Source organism: Niabella ginsenosidivorans (assembly GCF_001654455.1).
Taxonomy (GTDB): Bacteria; Bacteroidota; Bacteroidia; order Chitinophagales; family Chitinophagaceae; genus Niabella; species Niabella ginsenosidivorans.
This window is the reverse complement of record NZ_CP015772.1, coordinates 4,372,479-4,396,053: the sequence shown is the minus strand read 5'-3', so window position 1 is coordinate 4,396,053 and position 23,575 is coordinate 4,372,479. Positions and strand designations below refer to the sequence as shown.

The window sequence follows — 23,575 nt, the reverse complement described above, 5'->3', positions numbered from 1 at the left end:
GTATTAATTAACTCAAAACAAATATATGCAAAAATGTACTTGCCATAAAAAAGGCAACAGGGCCCTTTATAGGGAATTTGTATTAATCATGAAGTTATCTGCGGTATTTCTTTTTTTTGCGTTACAGGTGTCCGCTGCTAATTACGGGCAGCAGGTACTGAATTTAAAAGCAGAAAATATTTCTCTTCCTGAAGTATTTCAAAAGATTGAAAAACATTCTCAGTATCGGTTTTACTACAGTAATGATATCCTGCCGGCAACGCGTTTTGTTTCCATCAACGTGCAGAATGCTTCCCTGGATGAAGTAATGCGGAAAATACTGGAAGGCTCCCATCTGCACTGGCAACAGTTGCCGGGCAATAAGGTAGTGGTAACAGGGAATGTTGCAGATAGCAGCAGTTCAGGTTTTCCGGAGCGTATTGTTACAGGAGTTGTCAAAAATAATAAAGGAGAGCTGCTGGAAAATGTATCCGTTATTATAAAAGGATCCAGTACCGGAGTTATTACAACCGCAAACGGACGGTTTTCGCTGAACGCTAATACCGGGGATACCCTTGTATTTTCACTGATCGGATATCAGACGCAGGAAATAGCAGTTGCCGGCCAGGAAAATATGGAAATAATACTTTTGCCGGCAGAAAACAGCCTTAACGAAGTGATTGTTGTAGGTTATGGCACACAGAAAAAAAGCGATGTTTCAGCAGCTATAACCCAGGTATCCGGGGAAGTGCTGGAAAACCGCCCCATTACGAACATCGGCGCGGGGCTTCAGGGCGTGGTGCCCAACCTGCAGATCACCCCGCAGGGCGGTGCGCCGGGCCAGGGCTCTAATTTTAATATCAGGGGTATTACTTCCATTAATGGTGGCGGGCCATTGATCCTTGTAGACGGTGTGGTACAGGACCCTAACCTGGTAAACCCTGCTGATGTAGCCAGTGTTACTGTTTTAAAAGACGGGGCGTCAGCAGCAATATACGGGGCAAGGGCAGCATATGGCGTTATATTAATTACAACCAAAAGCGGTAAAAAAGACCAGTCTCCTTCAATTAATGTTTCCAGCTCTTATGGGATCAATGATCTTACCGTAAGGCCCAAATATGTAAACTCCCTTACCTATATCAATTATATGGACTCTGCCAGCATCAATGCCGGCAACGGGCTGTATTTTTCCCAGCGTATACGGGATGGGGTAACAGCTTATTTTAATGATCCGGCACATAATCCTTATGTATTATATGATCCCTCGATTGATAAGACCGGCTATTATACCTATGTGGGGAATACTGACTGGACAGATGCGCTTTATAAAAGCGGCAGTATTTTACAAAATAATGTTTCATTAAGCGGCGGCTCAAAAAACACTTCTTACTACATGTCTTATGGAAATATGCGGCAGAATGGTTTCCTGGCATCCTACAACGATTACTATCAGCGGCATAATATTAATCTGAATATTACCTCCGATGTGACCAAATGGCTGCGGCTGTCTGGTAAAATACGGTATACGTACTCATTTGAAGATCATCCATCAGGTGGTACAGGTGGTAACTCAGGGCTGACAGCAACAGGCGGTTCACTAAAAGGCGATTTAAGACCCTTGATGCCGGTAAGGCACCCTGACGGGAATTTTGCAGGCCAGGGAAATTTTACAAACCCTTTTGCCGTAGGTGCATTGGGCGGACACAGCCAGACAAAGAAAAATGATTTGTGGGCAACGGCCGCGGCTACGATCACGCCAATAAAGGATTTAAAGTTAGATATTGATTATACTTTTAATCCTTATTCGGATAATACTGAATTTACTTCACAATTGTTCAGGGAATCATGCAGACGGTACCTATAATATTTACCCCTGGACAAACCCTAATTTAGTAAACCTGAGTAACAATAATGATTATTATCATGCCCTGAATATTTATGGGAATTATGCAAAAAGGGTTGGCCGGAACAGTTTTAGCCTAATGGCAGGATACAACCAGGAAGTAAAGAACCTGAAATTCTATTCCGCTCAAAGAAAGAATCTCATTGATAACAGCCTCCCTGTGCTAAACGGTGCAACCGGTGATATGGCCGTGGATGAGGCACTGCCCAGTTGGGGCGTTCAGGGTTATTTTGGCAGGCTCAATTATGATTATGACAACCGCTATTACCTGAGCCTGATCGGAAGATATGACGGCACCAGCATTTTCGCCCCCGGGCACAGGTATGTATTCAATCCCTCTGTTTCAGGTGCGTGGAGGATCAGCAACGAAAATTTCTGGAAAAATAATACGGCGCTTTCTGATGTGTTCAATGAATTTAAATTAAAAGGCTCTTATGGGCGCCTGGGCAACCAGGTACTGAATCCTGATCAATTTGGCTATTTTCCTTATATATCTAATTACGCTGTTAACACAGCATATCCGTATATATTGGGAAGCAGCACAACACTTCCTGTAGGTATTGCCCCGGGTAATCTGGTAAGCCCTACCTTTACATGGGAACAGGTAAGCCAATGGAATATTGGAACAGAAATGGAGTTCCTGCAGCATCGCCTTAGCATATCCTACGATTATTATACCCGGTATACAACAGGCATGTTTGGGCCAAGTTCACCATTACCAGGTGTATTAGGAACAGATGTGCCTAGAACTAACTCAGCTGATTTAAAAACAAAAGGCTGGGAATTTTCCGCCAACTGGCATGACAATATTGGTAAAAACACCACCTACAGGGTGGGCATTGTGTTATCCAATTCCGATGCTTATATTACCCAATACAATAATCCTACAAAGCTTTTGAGCACGGATAATAGTTTCTATTATGTTGGCCAGCATATCGGTGAAATCTGGGGATTAAAAACCGATGGTTTGTTCCAGTCTGATGCTGAAGCCGCAGCTTATCCTATTGATCAGTCATTATTGTATAGCGGAACATGGCATGCGGGCGATGTAAAGTATCTTGACCTGGATGGTGATAAAAAGATTACAAGCGGCAAAGCTACTGCCGATTCAAGTGGTGATTTAAGTATAATAGGTAATTCAACTCCCCGGTATCAGTATGGTGTTACAGCAGGTTTATCCTGGAAGGGTTTGGACCTGGATATTTTCGTCCAGGGCGTAGCCAAAAGGGACTGGATGCCTGATGGGCGCTATTACGGTATTGCCAGCGAGTGGGATGTGCCTATGGAAGCGGCGCTAAATTACTGGTCGTATGAAAATCCTGACGGCTTCCTGCCACGTCCTTATATAGACGGCGCTCACGGGAACCGTGGCGGTTTCGGCTATGGTACTGACCGGTATATGCAAAACGCAGCTTACCTGCGCTTAAAACAGGTAACATTAGGATATACGATCACCCGGCCCTGGCTTGAGCGGGCCCGGATCAGTTCAGTGAAGTTTTACGTAACAGGCCAGAATGTATTGACGATTACAAAGCTTTCCAGTTTGTATGACCCTGAAAACCTCAACTTATTGGGTTACCCGGTTACTAAATCCTGGGCTGCTGGTTTAAGTATTACATTGAAATAAGCAGTTATAAAGGTATTGCTTCATTTTTTTAATATCCATCATTCACCCAAAGTGGTAAATAAAAATATACAGATGAAAACAAAACATTTATTATATATAATCACCTTGCTCTCGCTGGGCACTTCCTGTAAAAAGGTATTGGACAGGTCGCCACAGGATGCTATTACCGACCTGAATTTCTGGAAAAGCGTAGACAACCTGAAATTATACTGCAACAACTTTTATGAAAGATTATCAGTACCTACCAGCACATCTGAGAATCAAAGTGACAATAGTGTGCCCAATACACCCAATTCTTTTCTCTATAATCAAACAGTGGTGCCTGCAAATAATGGTGGCTGGGCATCTGGTGACTGGCAATATATCCGGAACGCCAACTATTTTTTAACACATTACCAGGAGGTGGTTGACGATCCGGCTGTAATTAACCAGTACGTAGGCGAAATAAAGTTTTTCAGAGCTTATGAATATTTTAATAAAGTAAAAAGCTTTGGAGATGTACCTTGGATCAACAAAGATCTGAACACAAATGACAGTTCTTTCCTGTACCAATCCAGAACTGCGCGCCAAATTGTAATAGACAGTGTTATAGCCGACCTGAATTTTGCCGTAACGAATTTACCAACACCGGATAAGGCAGAGCTGGGAAGATTGCATAAATATGCAGCCCTGCAAATGCTGGCCCGGGTAAACCTGTACCAGGGCACCTGGATGAAGTACCGCAACATCAGCGGTTGGCAAGTGTATCTTAATAATGCAGTGGATGCCGCAAAACAAATGATGCAAAGCAATCTTTACGCTATTCCAAAGCCAACAGCATTATCTTATTACAAGAATGGGGACCTGGTAGATGCGAAAACAGGAACACACGCTGCAAGGGATTACCCGTTATATTACCGGGAGCAATTTATTACAGAAGATCTTACCACCAATAAGGAATGTGTAATGCCCAAAATATATGTTCTTGATGTATTGACCAGCGGTTTATCAAGAACGGTAGGAGAGCCCAATGTGGGGGTAAGTAAGGACCTTATTGAAGATTTCCTGTGCGATGATGGTTTGCCGATTGCGCTCAGTTCAAGATACAAAGGGGATGATTCTGCAGCTATAGAGTTCCTGAACAGAGACCCGCGCCTGCGCAATATGATCGATAACCGGTTTTTGCCAAGTAATATGAATAATGGCAACCTCGTTTCCAATTATTTATCTCCGATTTCCAGCAGTACGCCTACCGGATATCTGGCTTATAAATTCAGAAGCCCTATTACCAAACAGAATGAAGCCAACCAAACCACTTACGATATGTTTGTGTTTCGCTATGCCGAGGTTTTATTAATTTATGCGGAAGCGCTGGCAGAACTGGGCACTATTACGCAGGCCGATTTGGATAATTCGATCAATTTATTGCGCGCCCGGCTGGACGAGCCTTCATTGCCTGATGGGAAAATGGCCCGGCTAACATTGAATCCCCCCGCAGACCCGAATGCAACTACAATTAACGGAAAGCCCAGATACGGTTATGCGGTTACCCCGCTGATTTATGAGATCAGGCGGGAACGCAGGATTGAACTGGCGTTTGAAGGGTTCCGGTGGGATGATATTGTAAGATGGAATGCGGGTAAATTAATTGAAAACCCCAAAACGGTTTATGGAATAGTAGCCAGCCAAAATGTAAGAAATGAATATAATAGTTATTATAACTCCAATGTTTTCACAGGAGTGAATCTTAAAACGATCACTGATTGGGATGGGAAAAACAAGCAGGTAATAGCCCCTTATACAATTCCTATGCGTGTATGGAATGATAAGCTTTACCTGAACCCGATACCACAGGATCAGATCAACCTTGGTAAAGGTGCTCTTACCCAGAACCCGGGCTGGTAATAATGAATAATGTACTGTATGCATCGTTTCTGCTGCGGCTGCCGGAGACGGATATGCAGATAAATTGAATTGTATGAAGGTTGACCAAAAAATAATGTCAGCCTCTTCTTTAAAAGCATTTTAAGTTTATGGTGAAACAACTATTTTTAGCGATCGGGTTCACGGTACTTTGCATTAGTGTTACTGCCCAAAAAACGAATTATGTGCAGCTCACCCCCGGCGAATCAGAACGGAAGATCATTCAAAAAGCGGCAAATATTGTTCCTTCCACACGGCAGTTACGATGGCAGCAATTAGAGCTGACCGCCTTCTTCCATTTTGGTATGAATACGTTTACCGGCAGGGAATGGGGCGATGGAAAAGAAGACCCTGCCATCTTTAACCCCACAGCGCTGGATGCAGTACAATGGGTACAAACCATGAAAGACGCGGGTTTTAAACAGGTTATTGTTACAGCAAAGCACCACGACGGGTTTTGCCTGTGGCCAACAAAAACCACCCAGCACTCCGTAAAAAACAGCCCCTGGAAAAACGGGAAAGGCGATGTGGTAAAAGAAGTAGCAACTGCCTGTAAAAAACTGGGAATGGGCTTTGGGATCTATCTTTCACCGTGGGACAGGAACAGCCCGGTGTACGGAACGGATGCCTATAACGATTTTTTTGTGCAGCAATTGACCGAATTGCTAACAGGTTATGGAAAAGTGGATGAGGTTTGGTTTGACGGCGCCAACGGGGAAGGGCCAAACGGGAAAAAACAGGTATATGACTTTAACCGCTGGTACCGGCTGATACGCAAACTGCAACCACAGGCCGTGATTGCCATTATGGGGCCGGATGTACGATGGGTGGGAACGGAAAGCGGTCATGGACGCAGCATGGAATGGAGCGTGGTACCTACCAATAATTTAGACCAGGACCGGATTGCAGCCGGCTCCCAGCAAGGGGTTATTTTTAAGCCACAGGGAGATATGACCGGCGATGACCTGGGCAGCCGTAAGAAAATTGTAAATGCCAAAGGACTTGTCTGGTACCCTGCGGAAACAGATGTATCCATCCGCCCGGGATGGTTTTATCATGCAGATCAGGATCAAAAGGTTAAGACTCCTGAAGAGCTGATGAGCATCTATTTCACCTCCGTAGGAATGAATAGTGTATTGCTGTTAAATGTACCGCCGGATAAAAGAGGCCTCATTAATGAACATGATGTAAAAACCCTGCAGGAATGGAGCCGTATACGCAGGGAATTGTTTAAAATCAATCTGCTTAAAGGTGCAGCTATTACCTGTAAAAACGGGCTGAATATGCCGGCAATGCTGGATGGTAATAATGCTACCCATTTTACAACAAAAGGTACAGATACCGCCACTGTCATTCTTTTCAGTTTAAAACAGGCAAAAACGTTTAATGTATTTTCTGTACAGGAGAATATAAGGGTAGGGCAGCGCGTGGAAAGGTTCAGCGTTTATTACAAAAACGGCGATCAATGGAAACCCCTTATACAGGAATCGACTATTGGTTATAAACGCCTGTTGCGCTTTGATCCGGTAACAGCTGATGCAATCAGGATTGAAATTGAATCATCCAGGTTGAACCCGGCTATTGCAGAGGTGGGATTGTATTGCAGCCCTGCCGAACACCGGTAGCAAAGAAGCTATGCTGTATATGGGGGGAGTGTATGCAAGACTAAAGGTGATTGAGCAGGAAGATGGCGGTAAGTCTATTGGGGCCAACCAAAGAGTCCCTTTTGTCATGCTGAATTTATTTCAGCATCTAAAATGGCGTCTTATTGTTTGCCCCTTTGTTGGGTGTTGCGCACCAGCTTTGCGGCGATTGCAGAAACTCTAACAAGCATTGTTATGCCGTTGGCGCCTTTCCCTCGCGCATAAATCGTACTTAACACCAATGGTGGTGGAAATTGCTTAAATAGGTAAACTTCAGACCAGAAACCGGCAAATGAAGCTGCCGGCTCAGATGCCATTCTGGTCAAAATACAGCAATACATGGTCTTTCAGGAAATGCTCCTGCTCAATGGGGTCCATCACCGGCATTTGCTTCAGCTGTTTAAAGTGTGGCCAGCCATCCTTATCCTTCCCTTCGTAAGCGTAATACCCGCTGGGAGCCAGCAGGCTGCAAACCGCTACATGCATCAGTTCCTGTTTCTGTTCCTTTGAAAATTTGGGCTTTATTTCTCCAAACTCCTGTATACCAATTAAAAACAATATAGTTTCCAGGTCCGGCTTCTTTCCAAACCGCTCCACCAGTTTTGCCTCCAGGTTCCACCAACGTATCTGTAAATCATCGCCTGTTATCATGGCGCAAAAATACATCCTTCTCAAATAGTAATAAGCCTTTTTACGCTCATTGGCAACCCTTATCTTTGCAGCCCTTAAGTATAAGGTAAACCTTTAAAACAGGATTTTTAATGAAAGCATATAATTTTATAATAAAATACCGGCTCATCATCAGCGTGATTCTCATTTTAGGGGGCATTTATGTAAACTATGCAGGTAGTTTCTGGCCGGCTTTTCCTTTATATCTTATCGGGGCCATTTTGGTTTTCAGCCATTTTTTCTTTGGTCCGTTACGTTTAATACAGGAATATATGGAAAACGGCGACCTGGAAGGCGCTGAAAAAGTATTGAATTCTATTAAATTCCCCAATCTTTTGTATAAGCCTATCCGCTCTGTATACTATACATTAAAGGGCAATATTGCTATGAGCAAGCAGGATTTTGACAGTGCGGAAACCATGATGAAGAAAGGGCTTGACCTGGGAATGCCTATGAAAGAGGCAGAAGGCGCAAGTATGCTGCAAATGGGCATGCTGGCCATGCAAAAGGGCAATACCAAACAGGGAGAAAGCTATATCCGCCAGGCCATCCGCAAAGGATTGCCAGATAAGGAAAATGAAGCTGCCGCTTACCTGCAGATGTGCAGCATCATGATGAATAAAAGAGAGTTCCGCGCAGCCAAAGATTTCTTCCGGAAAGCAAAGGCCTGCAAACCCACCACTCCGCAGATCGTAAGCCAGATCAAAGAAATTGAAAAATACATCTCCCGTATGCCGGGGTAAGGCGTTGCCCAGTTATTAGTGATCAGTTTTAGTCACTACTGATAACTTACAATTACCTGATCACCTTGGCTCCGGTTTCAGGTTAATTTCCGGTTCCAGGGTCCAGTTGGCTTTAAAATTCAGTTTCCGGTCAAGCGGAACAATGAGCTCCGGCTGCAGATGCTTTTTAAAATCGCCCGGGTCCCATTTGCCATTGTGGTTACGGTCATACAGGATCTGCAGGTCATAATCCCCGGGGTTATACAGGTCAATCTGCAGTATATTGGATTTTAACGGGAAGGAGTTTTTAAGGGTTCCTCCCTGTGAAATGAGCAATACAGGATGTACTGCAGTATCCAGGTTGTTAAAAGTAATGCGGGCCTGTCCATAATCCTTTTGCTCTTTAGCGGTAAACCTAATGGTATCCGGCTTTAAAAGGCCCCTGTCCAGGCTGTCTGATGCAAAATCTTTTGGCAATACTAAATTATAACGGGTACCTTCTTTCCACTGAATATTCATCGTAATGATCCTGCGCGTGCTATCCAGTGTAAACTTATGCGTGGTCTCAGGGGTGAAAGTACTATCCGTGGACAACTCCATTTTTTCAGGGTAATAATTTTTCAGCGCCGTTGGGAAGGTCATCGTAAATGGTTCCAGCAGATCCTGTTTATCACCCTGCAGGTTGATCTGGAATTTCAGGCGTTTCTCCTTTTTATCCGGTTCCTGCTGCTCTTCGTCTGCTGTCTTTTTTTCCTCTTCCTCTTCTGCGTAGGCATATAAGCGTACAGGAGCAGGGGGAACGGGGCCAATGACCACGGCGGAGTCTGCAAAAGCAAAGATCTGCTGCGGGCTTGTATATAAATAGGCGCCTCCTTCATCTTTTAGTGCATACACCCTGTAGGTACCTGGTTTTAAGAACCGGAACAAAAAATTGCCGCTGCTGTCCACTTTGGCAATATACTCCGGGCGCTGTTTTACAACCGCGCTGTCGTCAAGATTGGAATGCAGCATTATGGTAAGGGTAGAATCGGGCTTAAAGGTTTTGGCTATTTTTACATTACCACTCAGTTGGCAGGAATCAAAATAGTCGCCGGTAGAAACCACGTAAAGCATGTCCTTTGCCTTATTCCCTTCATTAATATCTTTAATAACGTTGGTAAAATTCAGCACATAGGTGGTATTGGCCCTTAAGGAGTCCTTTAGCTTCACCGTAACGGTACGCAGTTTCCGGTCCACCTGGGGTATGGTCTTGGGCAAAGGGGAAACCACCAGGTTCTGGTAAACATCATTCAGGTCTACATATTCATCAAACTGAAAAGTGATTTTTTGTTGATTAAAATGTTTGGTTTCATTGGGCGGATCCACTTCTACAATCTTGGGAGGTAATGAATCCCTTGGCCCGCCGGAAGGAGGCACAACACTTGCACAACCGCTGCCGTAATAAATAAGCAGCATAGAAACAAAAAGGATAAAAAATAAACTTAAAATACTTTTTAGCCGCATATGATTTGCAAACATAACTGCTTTTAAGGAAAATGAAGGATAAACAAATACTTAGTGATTGTTAATAAAGCGCAATTTAGTCATTGCAAACAGGTAAACCGGATCCAGCATGGCTAAATAGCGCAAAACTTGCAGATGCATACATTTTATTTGTGCTTTCGCCAGAGGCGGAAGTCTGCTTTATGCTGCAGAACATTTATTGTTACGATATTAAGAAAGTACTTACATTATTCATACAGAATGATGGGCTTGCCGGATGCCAGGTATCCGGCAACTGTTTGGCACTGAACCCTTTTTTTAGTAAATTGAAGTTTAAAAGCACTGATTATGGCTAAGAAAAAAATTTTGTTTTTAACCGGCGATTTTGCAGAGGATTACGAAACCATGGTGCCTTTTCAAATGCTTGTCATGGTAGGGCACGAGGTACATGCGGTTTGCCCGGGTAAAAAGAAGGGCGATAAAGTAATGATGGCGATTCATGATTTTGATGGATACCAGACCTATAGTGAGAAGCCGGGGCACCTGTTTGAGCTCAATTATAGCTTTGACGATGTAAAGGGGGAAGATTATGACGCCTTTTGTATGGCAGGTGGCCGGGCACCGGAATATTTGCGCCTGGATAAAAAAGTAATTGAACTGGCAAAACATTTTATGGAAGCGGGTAAACCGGTGGCTTCCATTTGTCATGGCATACAAATATTAACAGCAGCGGATGTGGTAAGGGGCCGCAGGCTGACCGCCTACCCGGCTGTAGGGCCGGAGGTAACACTTGCCGGTGGTGAATATGTTGCCATTGCCCCCACAGAGGCCGTGGTGGATGGTAACCTGGTTACATCGCCCGCATGGCCGGGCCACCCAAAATGGATAAAAGCCTTTTTGGATGTTTTAGGCACTACCATTAAATTATAGGAGCCGCCAATTGCAGGGCGCATTCATTGGAACGGATGCTTTTTTAGGGCCCCGGCTGCAGCGCTACTAGGTACTTCCTTGCGCCGCACACTTCAGTGTTCTGTTCTTTATTGAACATATATGAGAAATTCTTGTAAATCTTGCGCGGATCAATGATAACACTGTTTCAATTTGCATAACTAAACGAAAAGATTATTCTTTTTCAGGTGTATCTTTGCAGGATGCAGTTTTCCTCCAGCTTATTGGAATCAGCCGTTAATGAATTTGCAAAGCTGCCGGGCATTGGTAAAAAAACAGCCCTCCGGCTGGTATTGCACCTGCTGCGCCAGGAACCGGAAGCGGTAGGCCAGTTCAGCGAAACTATTGAGCGGATGCGCCGGGAGATCCGTTTCTGCAAGCGCTGCTTTAATGTGGCCGATGGAGATTTTTGCTCTGTCTGCTCCAATTCGCACCGCCAGCAACATACTATTTGTGTGGTGGAAACCATCCGCGATGTTATTGCTGTTGAAAGCACACAGCAATACAATGGCACTTATCATGTACTGGGCGGTGTTATCTCTCCTTTGGACGGCATAGGGCCTGATCAGCTGAACATAGGGGCCCTGCTGTACCGCGTAGAGCATGAAAAAACAGAAGAGCTCATCTTTGCATTGAATCCTACCATACAGGGCGATACGACCATTTACTATATCCAGAAAAAATTACAGGGACAGCCGGTACAGATTACCACAATTGCCCGGGGCATTGCCTTTGGGGGTGAACTGGAATATGCTGATGAGCTTACCCTGGGGCGGAGCCTGCAAAACCGCCTGCCGGTAGAAAAATACATGAGCAGGTAGTTAGTTGTCAGCAATAAGTTCTCAGTAATCAGTTGTCAGTGATCAGTCTGAAAACTAAAAACTGAGAACTGAATAACTTAATTCTTCTTACCTTTGCAGCCGCAGGCGGATTTGTTTATTGTTCAGCCTGTTAAAAATCTGAACTAATAAACGTAAAATTCCTTCAAAGATTTTCCACGTTTATTTTTTCGGGTTTTTCATTAAGGCAATATAAATTGCCGGGCTTAAAATTTTGTATTATGAGCAAAATAAAAGAACTGCTGGAAGAACGTATACTGGTGCTGGATGGGGCCATGGGCACCATGATCCAGCGGCACCGGCTTACAGAAGCTGATTACAGGGGCGGGCGCTTTGCCCAGTGGCATTGTGATGTAAAAGGGAATAATGACCTCCTGAGCATTACCCGGCCGGAAGTGATCAAAGGCATTCATAAGGAATACCTGAAGGCGGGTGCTGACATTATTGAAACCAATACGTTCAGCTCCACTTCTATAGCCCAGGCCGATTATGAAATGCAATCGCTGGCCTATGAGCTGAATGTGGCCAGCGTAAAATGTGCAAGGGAAGCCATTGAGGAATTTGTGGCAGAAAACCCGGGCACTGGTCCCAAATTTATTGCAGGAGCAATCGGTCCCTTAAATAAAACCCTGTCCTTATCGCCGGATGTAAATAACCCCGGATACCGGGCCGTTACCTTTGATGGAGTAGCAGCAGCTTATACAGAGCAGATCCGAGGCCTGGTAGATGGCGGCGCCGATCTGCTGCTGATAGAAACCATCTTTGATACTCTGAATGCAAAGGCTGCCATCTTTGCAGCCAGGCAGTTCTTCAGGGAGCATCCTGAAAAAGCAGTGCGTTTTGAGAACGGGGCTGAAGGCGCGCCGATCATGATCAGCGGAACCATTACAGACGCCTCCGGCAGAACCCTGAGCGGGCAAACCCTGGAAGCATTTTATATTTCCGTGGCGCATGCCAATCCTTTAAGTGTGGGCCTGAACTGCGCGCTGGGAGCAAAAGAAATGCGCCCGCATGTGGCAGAGCTGGCGCACCTGGCAGCTTGCTTTGTGTCTGCCTACCCCAATGCGGGCCTCCCCAATGCGATGGGTGAGTATGATGAGCAGCCGGAACAGACCTCCGCATTCCTGGAGGACTGGGCAAAAGAAGGATTTGTAAATATTGTAGGCGGTTGTTGCGGCACCACGCCTGCACATATTGCGGCTATTGCAAAAGCGGTGGCCGGGGTTGCGCCAAGGCCATTGCCGGTAGTGAAAGCCATTGCCTGAAAACAGGTAGGAACGCTTATAACATTAAAACAAAAAAGCAACAAGATTACTTTTAATGTCAGCAGATATAAAAATTCATTCGTATTTAAGTCTTTCCGGTCTGGAGCCGCTGGTAGTGCGGCCGGAAACAAATTTTATTAATGTTGGGGAACGTACCAATGTAACGGGCTCAAAGAAGTTTGCCCGGTTAATACGCGAGAATAAATATGAAGAAGCACTGAGTGTGGCGCGGCAGCAGGTGGAGAACGGTGCACAGGTCATTGATATTAATATGGACGATGCCCTGCTGGATGGAGTGCAGGCAATGACCACGTTTATTAACCTGGTGCAAAGTGAGCCGGATATTGCCAGGGTGCCGCTGATGATTGACTCTTCCAAATTTGAGATCATAGAAGCAGGATTAAAATGTGTGCAGGGCAAATGCATTGTGAACTCTATTTCCATGAAGGAGGGGGTAGAAAAATTTATACAGCATGCCATCACCTGTAAAAGTTTTGGAGCCGCCATTGTGGTAATGGCCTTTGATGAGAAAGGACAGGCCGATACAAAGGAGCGCAAAGTACAGATCTGCCACCGCGCCTATAAGATACTTACAGAAGAGGTGGGTTTCCATCCGCAGGATATCATTTTTGACCCTAATATTTTTGCGATTGCCACAGGGCTGGAGGAACATAATAATTACGGGGTGGATTTTATTGAGGCCGTAAAAGAGATCAAGCAACTGATGCCGGCAGTAAGTATCAGCGGTGGGGTCAGCAACCTTTCCTTTTCCTTCAGGGGAAATGAGCCGGTGCGGGAGGCCATGCACGCCGTGTTTTTATACTATGCCATTAAGGCCGGCATGAATATGGGTATTGTGAATGCAGGCCAGCTGGTGGTATATGATGAAATTGAACCCCAACTGCGCCGGTTGTGTGAAGATGTGATCCTGAACCGCAATAATGCCAACAACGAAGCAACCGAAAAACTGCTGGCATTTGCAGAAACGGTAAAGTCGGCTGGCAAAACCGTAAAGAAAGACCTGGCATGGAGAAACGCTCCGGTTGAGGAACGGCTGAAGCATGCGCTGGTCAATGGTATTACAGATTACATTGATGAAGATACGGAGGAGGCGCGTTTAAAATACCCCCGCCCTCTTGAAGTGATTGAAGGTCCTTTAATGGCGGGTATGGATGTGGTAGGAGATCTGTTTGGCTCCGGTAAAATGTTTTTGCCACAGGTAGTAAAAAGTGCCAGGGTAATGAAAAAAAGCGTAGCCTGGTTAACACCTTTTATTGAGCAGGAAAAGCTGGATAACCCTGATCTGGATGAGGACTCAGCGCCGAAGATCTTACTGGCAACTGTTAAAGGAGATGTGCACGATATCGGCAAAAACATTGTAGGCGTGGTGCTGGCCTGTAATGGCTACAAGATCATTGACCTTGGCGTAATGGTGCCTACAGATAAAATACTGGATACAGCTGAAAAGGAAAAAGCAGATATTATTGGTCTGAGTGGATTGATCACCCCCTCCCTGGATGAAATGGTGAACGTGGCCCATGAAATGCAGCGCCGACAGATGAAGCAGCCGTTACTGATTGGGGGTGCCACAACTTCACGTATGCATACTGCTGTGAAGATTGCTCCTCAGTTTGATAAAGGAGTGGTCCATGTTTTGGATGCATCACGTAGTGTAACGGTAGCAGGCTCTTTATTGAACCCGGAGCAGAAACCCCGGTTCCTGGAAAGCATTAAGGCTGAATATACAAAGCTGGCTGCCGATTTTGCAGGCAAGAAAAAAGTAAAGGAATTCCTGAGCTTTGAAAAGGCGCAGGAAAACAAGATGCCTATTGACTGGACCGGATTTAAGCCACAGGTGCCCTCTTTTACAGGAGTCAGAACCTTTCATAATTATGATCTTTCGGAAATACGGAAATACTTTGACTGGCAGCCCTTCTTTATATCATGGGAGCTGCATGGCAGGTTTCCCCAGATACTGGAAGATCCTGTAGTAGGTAAGGAGGCTAAAAAATTGTACAATGACGCCAATAAAATGCTGGATCAGATCATTGCGGAAAAATGGCTGACGGCTCAGGGAACGGTCGGTTTTTGGCCGGCTGCCAGAACAGCTGATGATACGGTTGAGATCCTGGAGGGTGATAAAAAAACAGCACTTCAGTTCTTACGCCAGCAGATAAAAAAAGCGGCAGGGCAGCCCAACCTGAGCCTGGCAGATTTTATTTGCCCAAGCCCATCCCCGGATGCATTGCTGCCGTCAGCAGGTGCTGCTAAAAAGAGTCAACCGGATGTTACAGAAAACGATGACCTGATTTCCCCCTCCGGGGGACCGGCGGGGGCTGATTATATAGGAGCTTTTGCAGTGACCATCCATGGTATTGAGCCGCACCTGGAGCGGTTTATAGCCCAGAATGATGATTACAGCAAAATTAACCTACAGGCGTTGTCCGACCGTTTTGCAGAAGCCTTTGCTGAACTGCTGCATGAAAAAGTGAGAAAGGAGTTATGGGGCTATGTAAAGGAGGAGGGCCTTACCAATGAAGAGCTGATCCAGGAAAAATACCAGGGCATCCGGCCTGCGCCGGGCTACCCGGCCTGTCCGGATCATACAGAAAAATATAAATTATTTCAATTATTGGGCGGAGAGGAACAAACAGGTATTCACCTGACCGAAGCCCTTGCCATGTACCCGGCATCTTCTGTCTGCGGCTGGTATTTCAGCCACCCGGAAAGCAAATATTTTGGCGTGGGAAAGATCCAGGAAGATCAGTTCCTCGATTATGTGCGGCGTAAAGGCATGCCGGAGGCAGCTATGAGAAGATGGCTGCGGCCGGTACTGGAATAGTGGCGATAACAGGCCTTACAAATTTTCCAGCTCCATAAGCTTTGCGTCAAAATAATGATCAAAAGCCGCTGTGGCATAACCCAGCAGCCTGCCGTTTTCACCGAGCTCAGAAGATACAATGGACGCCTTTTCCCGTATCTGCGTCATGCAATAGGTGTTGATAGCCTGCTGCATCGGCAATGTAATGTATTGCCGGGCTTCAGCAATTTTTCCGCCAAGAATAATCAGCTCAGGGTTGAATAACTGGATCAATGTGGAGATTCCTTTCCCCATATTGCTGCCGATATTGGAAAGCAGCTTTATGGCATACTGATCTCCGCGGTTGGCAGCCTTAATAACCATTTCTGCTTCTATATTATCCAGCTCATTGGCAGAAAGCTCCGCCAGTATAGAGTTTTTACCGGAAAGAATTCCTTCCCGCGCCATTTTTGCAAGTGCCTGTCCGGAAGCAACCGTTTCAAGGCATCCGTGCTTTCCGCAATAGCAAAGTTCTCCGTTATCCACAAAAGGAATATGGCCCATTTCTCCTGAAAAACCGGATGCCCCGTGACGAACGGCTCCGTCCATTATAATCCCAAGCCCAACGCCCCAGTCCATCAGCAATACCAGTGCGTTTTGTTTCCCAACGGCTTTCCCATGGCGCAGTTCGGCCAGCGCCGTTCCCTTTACATCGTTCTGGATCGTTACCGGCAACCGGAATACAGCTTCAAAAGCTTCGCGTAGTGTCATTGCAGCATCATCATTGGTCAGGTAGCTGTAATTTTCACCGGCAACAGCGTCAACCAGCCCGGGCATGCCAATGCTTACGCCCACCAGTTTCTTTTTATCAATACCGGACCGGCTGATCAGCTCCTGTGCCAATTTTTGAATTTGCCGGATATCATCCCTGTTCTTTGAAAGTTTATGGGCAATGCTGGTAACCGGCGTACTTTCCGTATGCGTGTTATCCATAATGACCATCTTCATGGTAAACAATTCAATGTCGATGCACAGCACATAAAAGGAGCCTGGTTTTAAACAGAACAGATCGGGCTTTCGGCCACCAATGGATTTACCATAGCCGTTTTTTTCTATCAGCCTGCTCTGGATAAGATCATAAAGCAGTTTAAGGGCTGTTGGAGTGCTTACTGCTAATGCCCTGCAAATATCATTGACAGAAGCGCTGCCGGTATCGTATAAATATTTTTGAAGTCTCAATTTTAATAAATGCTTTTTTCTTGTATCTGTAGACAAGGAACCTTGCTTTTTGCCTGCAATCGCTTTTGCGCTCATATTGATGGTGTATTTGTTTTCGAAAATAAGAACTTATTTTAAAAATTTTATAAAGTTTTTTATATACTTAAATTTTTATATAAAAAGAAATAATTCAATAAAATTTTATTGAATGTAAACAAGATATCCTATAAATTGAATTAAGTTTATGGCTGCTTTGCCATTATTCGCATGGGAAATCTCTAAACATTCTTAAAACAAAAAGTATGAACTCTAAACCAACTTCCAAGTGTTACAGGCATTGGTGTATACTCTTCTGCCTGGCAGCGTTTCTTTGTTTTTGCGGGCCGTTTCATGAGGCCCTGGCCCTGTCTGCCGTTTATAAACCTCCCATAAACGGAACAGTAAAAGATACTGCAGGGATGCCGATTGTGGGGGCATCTGTTAAGGTAAAAGGATCCGACCGGGGTACGGTTACCAATGAGCAGGGGGCTTTTACCATAGAGGCTGCTGTAAATGATATCCTGGAAATTTCCGCAGTTGGGTACGTTCCTGTTGAAACCGTTGTGGGCCCGGCTGCAGATTATGCTATCGTATTAAAGCCGGCAACCCATTCTATGGATGAAATTGTGGTGATAGGCTACGGCGCTCAAAAGAAGTCGAGCATTACAGGAGCTGTTTCTTCCATTGCGATGAATAAAGTGAGCGACATTCCCGTAACCAATCTTTCAAATGCATTGGCCGGAAGAGCAGCGGGAGTTACCGTTGTAAATTCATCAGGGCTTGCCGGGGCTTCTTCAAACATCAGGGTGCGGGGAAGTTTTGGAGAGCCGGTGTATGTGATTGACGGTATCATAAAGGATAAAGCAGCATTCGATGCCCTGGATGCAAATGAAATTGACCAGATGAGCATTCTGAAAGATGCTGCTGCAGCCTCGGTGTATGGCGTACAGGCGGGTAATGGGGTGGTCGTAATTACCACGAAGAGGGGATCGCCGGGAAAACCTGTTTTTGGGGCGCAGACCTCTTATACAACATCGCGCCCTACACAAACCTTGCTGGCCAACCTGTCTACCGCCACTGATGAATTGATTTACCAGAACCGGGTAACGCAATGGAATAATGAATATAACGGGAAAAATGACCCGCTTCCTAATGACCAAACCATCTTTGACTATTTTAAAGACCGGTCTTATAATGTGAATGATTGGGTATGGAGAAACCCTTCCAGTCAAAAATATATGATCAATGTGAACGGAGGCAATGATAGGATTACCTATTACTCAATGCTGAGCTATACCAAGGAAAAGGGCTCTTATATAAACCTGGACTATAAGAAATTCAACCTGCGGACCAATGTAACTGCCAAAATAAGCAATGCCATCTCCCTGAATATGAACCTGGCGGCTGCCCAACAAAACGCAGACCGGTTTTACTGGCCGTTTACGGGCGATGATGATTATAACGTGGGCGATTTTTACAGGGTAACTTTTAACTGGCCCAAACTGTTCCCTTTCTATCTGAATGCGGATGGTACGGTTGCAGACCAGATAACGGACTATCCCGTACAACCAGCCATCGGTTCCTGGCAATTATGGAATGTGGTGGATATGGTGCAGGGAGATCGTTATATTAATACCCGCAGGAGGCAATTCAATCCGATCCTTACACTGGATATTAAGCTGGATCAGTTCATTAAAGGGCTTTCCACAAAGCTGGTAGGCAATTATGAAGCAAATGACTATATGCGGAAATGGTTCCTCACCTATCAGCATAACTATAAATTCATTTCGGCGGATCCCAGTAATAATCCTTATGTTCCGGCTCCTCCAGATCCGAGTCAGGTAAATATATTTACATTCAGCCAGAACCAGCCTTTCCTGCGCTACAATATCTATACGGGCTGGAAATATCAGTTGGACTGGTATTTGAATTACGACCGGAAGTTTGGAGCGCATGCTGTAAATGCCATGGCGGTATTTGAGCAGGCCGACAATAAAAGGATCGGCGCTACGGCTACGGGGTATGATCCGGTTACCTCTATTGACCAGATGTTTGCTTACTCTACTTCAGCCGGCAACAGGTATGGAGATGCTTTGGAGTATATTGATCCGCAAATTACCCGGCAGGCATGGATCGGAAGAGCAAATTACAGTTACGCGAACCGCTACCTGGTTGATTTTTCTTTCCGCTATGATGGTACGGTACTGGCCGCAAAAGGAGAACGCTGGGGCTTCTTTCCATCCGGCTCTGTGGCATGGAGGGTATCCCAGGAATCCTTTTTCAGGGATCATGTCAGCTGGATCAACGAGCTAAAGCTGCGCGCAGGATATGGCAGCACCGGAAACCTTGTAGATGTAAATAATAACCTGATCAGCAGCTTTTTATATACAAACACCTTCACCAATGCCGGTGGCTATATCTTTGGGAATACCTATTATACGAACATAGCACCCGGGCCTACACCGGTGCCGGGCATTACCTGGGCCACTAATTATGAAACCAACCTGGGCCTTGATTTTGCGTTGCTGCAAAACCGGCTGTCCGGTACAATAGATGCGTTTAAAAAGAAAAAGAAAAATATATTGGGAGCGCGTACCATTACGCTTCCTGTTACCTACGGTCAGAACCTGGCCCCTGAAAATTATGCGGCACAGTCATTTCGTGGTTTGGAATTTTCTTTGCAATGGCAGGACAAGATCGGGCAACTGTCTTATTCCGTATATGGCAACCTGGGTTATGCAAAGGACAAATGGGATATGCTGGATCCCAGCAACGCCGCTTATTATCCGGGGCAGCCACAAAGTTTCCGGTATCCCGTTGGTCAGCCGAATAACCGGATATTCGGATTTGAAGCTGAAGGCCTGATACGCACACAGGCACAATTGGATGACCTGATTGCTAAAGGGTATAATTATTATGGCCGGAAACCTTACCTGGGCGCAATTCTTTACAAAGACATCCGCGGACAGAACTTTTCCCCCACGCCGGACGGAAGGATTGATGATAATGATATAACGCTGCTGAGCAATAATGGTTTTCCCCGGATCAATTTCGGATTCGGATTCAATGTACAGTGGAAGGGGCTTTCCATAGATGCGTTGATGCAGGGAGTGGGCGCCTATGACCGGATGATCAGCAATCTGGATGGCCAGGGAATGCGGCAATGGGGCGGATCTATAAGGCCTTATTATCCTATCTGGACCAGTGATGTATGGACACCCGAAAACCCGGATGCCAGATATCCCAGGCCAACCGGCCAGAACTGGGCAGAATCAGGAGGCGTTGCTTCAACATTCTGGATGCGCAACGGATCTTATCTGCGTTTGAGGAATTTAAATATAGGATATGAACTGCCCGCAAAATGGGTCAACAGGATCGGGGTTGAAGGCGCACAGCTTTTCTTAAACGGAACCAATGTATTTACGTTTTCAAAAATGAAGGAATTCCATGATCCGGAGCAGGATGTTTATGATTCCTATCCTATTATGAAAACATTTACTGCCGGTATCAATGTGCGGTTTTAAATAAATTAACTTCTTCACCATTAAAAAAAGCAAAGATGAAAAAAATAGTATGCTATACGTTGATCATATTTTTACTAACAAAATGTTCAAAAGTACTGGATGTTCCTAATCTGACCGGTTATGATCCTTCTCTGGTTTTAAGTGATTCTAATGTGGCTAATGCGTACATCGGAAATATTTATGCCAGTGTTTTTGGTAACTGGAGCGTTGGAGCAGATGCTCAAAGCGAGCAGCTGACAGGGATTCCCTTTCCGGCCAGTGCTGTAACGGTTACCGATGCCGGACCACTCACTGCTATTCCGGGTGGCGGAGACGGAGGAGCTAATAATGACTGGACAAATAATTACAAACGTATAAGATTAGTAAATCAGGGTATTATTAATGCCAATGCCGGCGGGTTAACAGAGACCGTTAAAAACAAACTCCTGGGGCAGTTTTATTTTTTGAGAGCATATATTTATTTTGGAATGGTAAAAACCTACGGAGGTGTTCCCTATTTAAAAGTTCCGCAGGACAGGTATGAGGACAGCTTAAATATAGCCAGGAATTCCACCAGCGAATGTTTTGATTTTATTATGCAGGATCTGGATTCTGCTTTAGCGTTGCTGCCGCAGCACATCCTGCCATCAACGGCGGACTGGGGAAGAATTGACGGCAATTTTGCGCTTGCCTTTAAAGCAAAGGTATTGCTATATAAGGCGTCTCCGCAGTTCAACCCTTCCAATCCATGGAACAACCGCTACTGGAATGAGGCATATACCATTAATAAAAAAGCATATGATGACCTGAAGAATCAGGGGTATCAACTGGTGGAAGATTATGCACAGATCGCTCTTTCAGAAAAGAATTCAGAAGTAGTGTTTTCTGTGATCAATCAGTTTCCCAATAAGGTAGCGGCATGGGATAACGGGGCGCGGCCGGGTTCTTTAAGCAGGGGGCCGGCGTCTACCGGCCCAACCTGGGAACTGGTAAAGGCTTTTCCAATGAAAGACGGAAAGCTATATAATGATCCTTCCGGGCACTATTATAGCTCTGACGAACAGTTTCTTCAGAAATTCTGGATGAACCGCGACCCGCGGTTTGAAAAATCGGTTTTGTGGAATGCTAAAGTATTCCCGGTTGCGGGAACTGCTTCGGGCTACCGGCAATATACATCGGTTGGTATAGCAGATGCCCTCGATAATTATGGTATTAACCCAAACTCTGCTACAAAATCGGAAAATAATAACCGGTACTCAGGCTTCTTTATTTTAAAGAGTTGTAATCTTGCGCTTACACAGGCACAGGTGCAGCAGTATGATGTGGATTATAATGTAATGCGCTTTGCAGAAGTGATGTTAAATTATGCGGAAACAGCTAATGAAACAGGGCATACTGCTGAAGCATTGGATATTTTAAAGCAGATCCGCCAGCGGGCGGGTATAGAGCCCGGTAATGACGGAAAATATGGAATTGCAGCTGCTTCACGGGAGGAGGTACGGAAGGCGCTTATGGATGAAAGAAATATTGAGTTTTGTTTTGAAGGATTGAGGTTTTCAGATCTGCGGCGCTGGAGAATGTTTAACGTGCTTGATAATAAGAAAAAACACGGCGTTGAAGCAATAGCCATCAATGCAAACGGAACAGAAATGCCTTTAACACAGGCCCGTCCCCTGGCACAGGCAAACGAGTTAACAGAGGCAAACTTTAAGTACAGTATTCTGGAAACACCTCGTTCGGGTGTCAATGTAAATACGCTGCCGGATTCCTACTATTTTGCGCCTATACAACAAAGTGTACTTGCAGCAGATAGCAAACTGCAGCAAAATAAAGACTGGGGAGGTGCCTTTGACCCAACGCTGAATTAAGGTAACGGATCTGAAAATAGCTGGGCGAGGTTCTTTGAATCAGTGATAAAGACCTGCAACGCGGAACCTGTACCAATTTATCAGAAAGAGATCCGTAGGTTTTAAAGATCTGCGGATCTCTTGTTTTATAACCAGTAAGTAAACATGTCATTAACACCGTAGCGAAGCGAAGTGGAGAACAATTTCACCGAAGGTAAATCTCTATAATATTAGAGATCCCTCGGCTGCCCTGCCAATGACATATTATTTAATTCATTGTATTTCAATGATCTTTAATCCGTGTTTTAAAGCCAGTTTTTGTAAATAGTTTTGTTTACGCTGTTTTAATTGCTGTTCATATTTTGCAATACCCTGTTCCACGTATTGCGTTCCCTTTGTCAGCAGGTTATAAAAGGCTTCCGCTATTTTTCTGGCACCTGCTTTGATCGCTATTCGTGCATTCTTTCTGCTCTTAAGTTTTCTGATAAAAGCTCCTGTTGCCACATACTTACTATTGAGTAATGCCTGGGCTATTTCCCGGAAGGTCTGACCGGCATTAGAATGATTGTTCATTTTCGATTTTCTGTTTTTTAAACCACTTTGGTTATGGCCCGGACAAAGGCCACACCAACTTACAAAATGTTTTGCCGTTGGGAATCGGCTCATGTCTGCTCCCACTTCTCCCAACAATTTCAGCAGTGTATAATCGGTGATACCAGGAATACAACTGGCATCTGCACCATAAATATTTAGTAATTTCTGATGCAGGCCGGTTATCATGGGCTTGTGATGCCGTATTGGCTTGGCTTTGTGTTCACTTGTAATGAACTGTTTGCCATGCTCAAGATTACACAACAAGCCTTCGATACGTTTATCAATAAGCAACAGTTGCTGCTGATGAACCTTCCAAAGATTTAAGCTTTGTTCTAATAGAAACAAAAGCAGGCTACAGCCCAAAGAGGTTCTCAAAAAGGCAAGCTGCCAAACGGGAATACTGCCTGATACAGTATCCCCAAACATTGATGGACCATTCTTTGAAGCAAAACTCAGGGTCAGGTACTAATACACTAAGTTTATTACTGCTACACTGCTGTAGCCTGCTTCTTCAAAGTTATTACATGTCATCGCCTCATTGATTTGGGCCACCAATAGTTTACTCGGGATGACGATTAAAAAAGCTTGTCATCCG

At 45.0% G+C, this 23,575-nt stretch carries 15 protein-coding genes; 11 read left to right on the top strand and 4 right to left on the bottom strand.

Annotation, left to right across the window (positions count from 1 at the left end; translation table 11 throughout):
• Positions 1-88: 88 nt before the first annotated feature.
• The 4 genes from A8C56_RS25335 to A8C56_RS18565 all read left to right on the top strand — a co-directional run bounded on the left by A8C56_RS25335 (position 89) and on the right by A8C56_RS18565 (position 7,036).
• Positions 89-1,843: a SusC/RagA family TonB-linked outer membrane protein gene (locus A8C56_RS25335; protein WP_169818799.1), complete on the top strand. Its 1,755-nt coding sequence runs from the start codon at positions 89-91 to the stop codon at positions 1,841-1,843.
• Positions 1,761-3,509, top strand: coding sequence for a SusC/RagA family TonB-linked outer membrane protein (locus A8C56_RS25330; protein WP_067759388.1), 1,749 nt, complete (start codon positions 1,761-1,763; stop codon positions 3,507-3,509). Before A8C56_RS25335 ends, A8C56_RS25330 begins: the two co-directional genes overlap by 83 nt.
• 72 nt (positions 3,510-3,581) lie before the next feature.
• Positions 3,582-5,393: a RagB/SusD family nutrient uptake outer membrane protein gene (locus A8C56_RS18570; protein ID WP_067762262.1), complete on the top strand. Its 1,812-nt coding sequence runs from the start codon at positions 3,582-3,584 to the stop codon at positions 5,391-5,393.
• A 128-nt stretch (positions 5,394-5,521) separates the two neighbouring features.
• Positions 5,522-7,036 carry an alpha-L-fucosidase gene (locus A8C56_RS18565; protein WP_067759385.1) on the top strand — a complete coding sequence of 505 codons (1,515 nt, stop codon included), beginning with the start codon at positions 5,522-5,524 and terminating at the stop codon, positions 7,034-7,036.
• Between the two features lie 324 nt (positions 7,037-7,360).
• Here the strand turns inward: A8C56_RS18565 and A8C56_RS18555 are convergent, their stop codons facing one another.
• Positions 7,361-7,720 carry a hypothetical protein gene (locus A8C56_RS18555; RefSeq protein ID WP_245645915.1) on the bottom strand — a complete coding sequence of 120 codons (360 nt, stop codon included), beginning with the start codon at positions 7,718-7,720 and terminating at the stop codon, positions 7,361-7,363.
• 95 nt (positions 7,721-7,815) lie between these two features.
• On the opposite strand from A8C56_RS18555, the gene A8C56_RS18550 reads away from it, so the two are divergent.
• On the top strand, positions 7,816-8,466 hold the full coding sequence (locus A8C56_RS18550; protein WP_067759379.1) for a tetratricopeptide repeat protein: 651 nt from the start codon (positions 7,816-7,818) through the stop codon (positions 8,464-8,466).
• Positions 8,467-8,526: 60 nt separating this feature from the next.
• Here the strand turns inward: A8C56_RS18550 and A8C56_RS18545 are convergent, their stop codons facing one another.
• A complete protein-coding gene (locus tag A8C56_RS18545) occupies positions 8,527-9,963 on the bottom strand; it encodes an Ig-like domain-containing domain (RefSeq protein WP_084490278.1) in 1,437 nt (478 codons plus the stop codon).
• A gap of 312 nt (positions 9,964-10,275) precedes the next feature.
• On the opposite strand from A8C56_RS18545, the gene A8C56_RS18535 reads away from it, so the two are divergent.
• The 4 genes from A8C56_RS18535 to metH all read left to right on the top strand — a co-directional run bounded on the left by A8C56_RS18535 (position 10,276) and on the right by metH (position 15,821).
• On the top strand, positions 10,276-10,857 hold the full coding sequence (locus tag A8C56_RS18535; RefSeq protein ID WP_067759373.1) for a DJ-1/PfpI family protein: 582 nt from the start codon (positions 10,276-10,278) through the stop codon (positions 10,855-10,857).
• A gap of 242 nt (positions 10,858-11,099) precedes the next feature.
• Entirely contained in the window at positions 11,100-11,696 is a 597-nt protein-coding gene (gene recR, locus A8C56_RS18530; protein WP_245645577.1) for a recombination mediator RecR, read from the top strand.
• 239 nt (positions 11,697-11,935) lie between these two features.
• Positions 11,936-12,979, top strand: a complete 1,044-nt coding sequence (locus A8C56_RS18525; protein ID WP_067759368.1) for a homocysteine S-methyltransferase family protein — start codon at positions 11,936-11,938, stop codon at positions 12,977-12,979.
• A 55-nt stretch (positions 12,980-13,034) separates the two neighbouring features.
• Positions 13,035-15,821: a methionine synthase gene (gene metH, locus A8C56_RS18520; protein WP_067759366.1), complete on the top strand. Its 2,787-nt coding sequence runs from the start codon at positions 13,035-13,037 to the stop codon at positions 15,819-15,821.
• A 15-nt stretch (positions 15,822-15,836) separates the two neighbouring features.
• Here metH and A8C56_RS18515 read toward each other — a convergent pair whose 3' ends face one another.
• Positions 15,837-17,093, bottom strand: a complete 1,257-nt coding sequence (locus A8C56_RS18515) for an ROK family protein (protein ID WP_067759363.1) — start codon at positions 17,091-17,093, stop codon at positions 15,837-15,839.
• 206 nt (positions 17,094-17,299) lie between these two features.
• Between A8C56_RS18515 and A8C56_RS18510 the strand changes: the two genes are divergently transcribed.
• A complete protein-coding gene (locus A8C56_RS18510) occupies positions 17,300-20,560 on the top strand; it encodes a SusC/RagA family TonB-linked outer membrane protein (protein ID WP_067759361.1) in 3,261 nt (1,086 codons plus the stop codon).
• Between the two features lie 35 nt (positions 20,561-20,595).
• Positions 20,596-22,407 carry a RagB/SusD family nutrient uptake outer membrane protein gene (locus A8C56_RS18505; protein ID WP_067759359.1) on the top strand — a complete coding sequence of 604 codons (1,812 nt, stop codon included), beginning with the start codon at positions 20,596-20,598 and terminating at the stop codon, positions 22,405-22,407.
• A gap of 252 nt (positions 22,408-22,659) precedes the next feature.
• Here the strand turns inward: A8C56_RS18505 and A8C56_RS18500 are convergent, their stop codons facing one another.
• Positions 22,660-23,406 (bottom strand): transposase, encoded by a 747-nt coding sequence (locus A8C56_RS18500; protein ID WP_067759357.1) that lies wholly within the window; start codon positions 23,404-23,406, stop codon positions 22,660-22,662.
• Between the last annotated feature and the right edge of the window lie 169 nt (positions 23,407-23,575).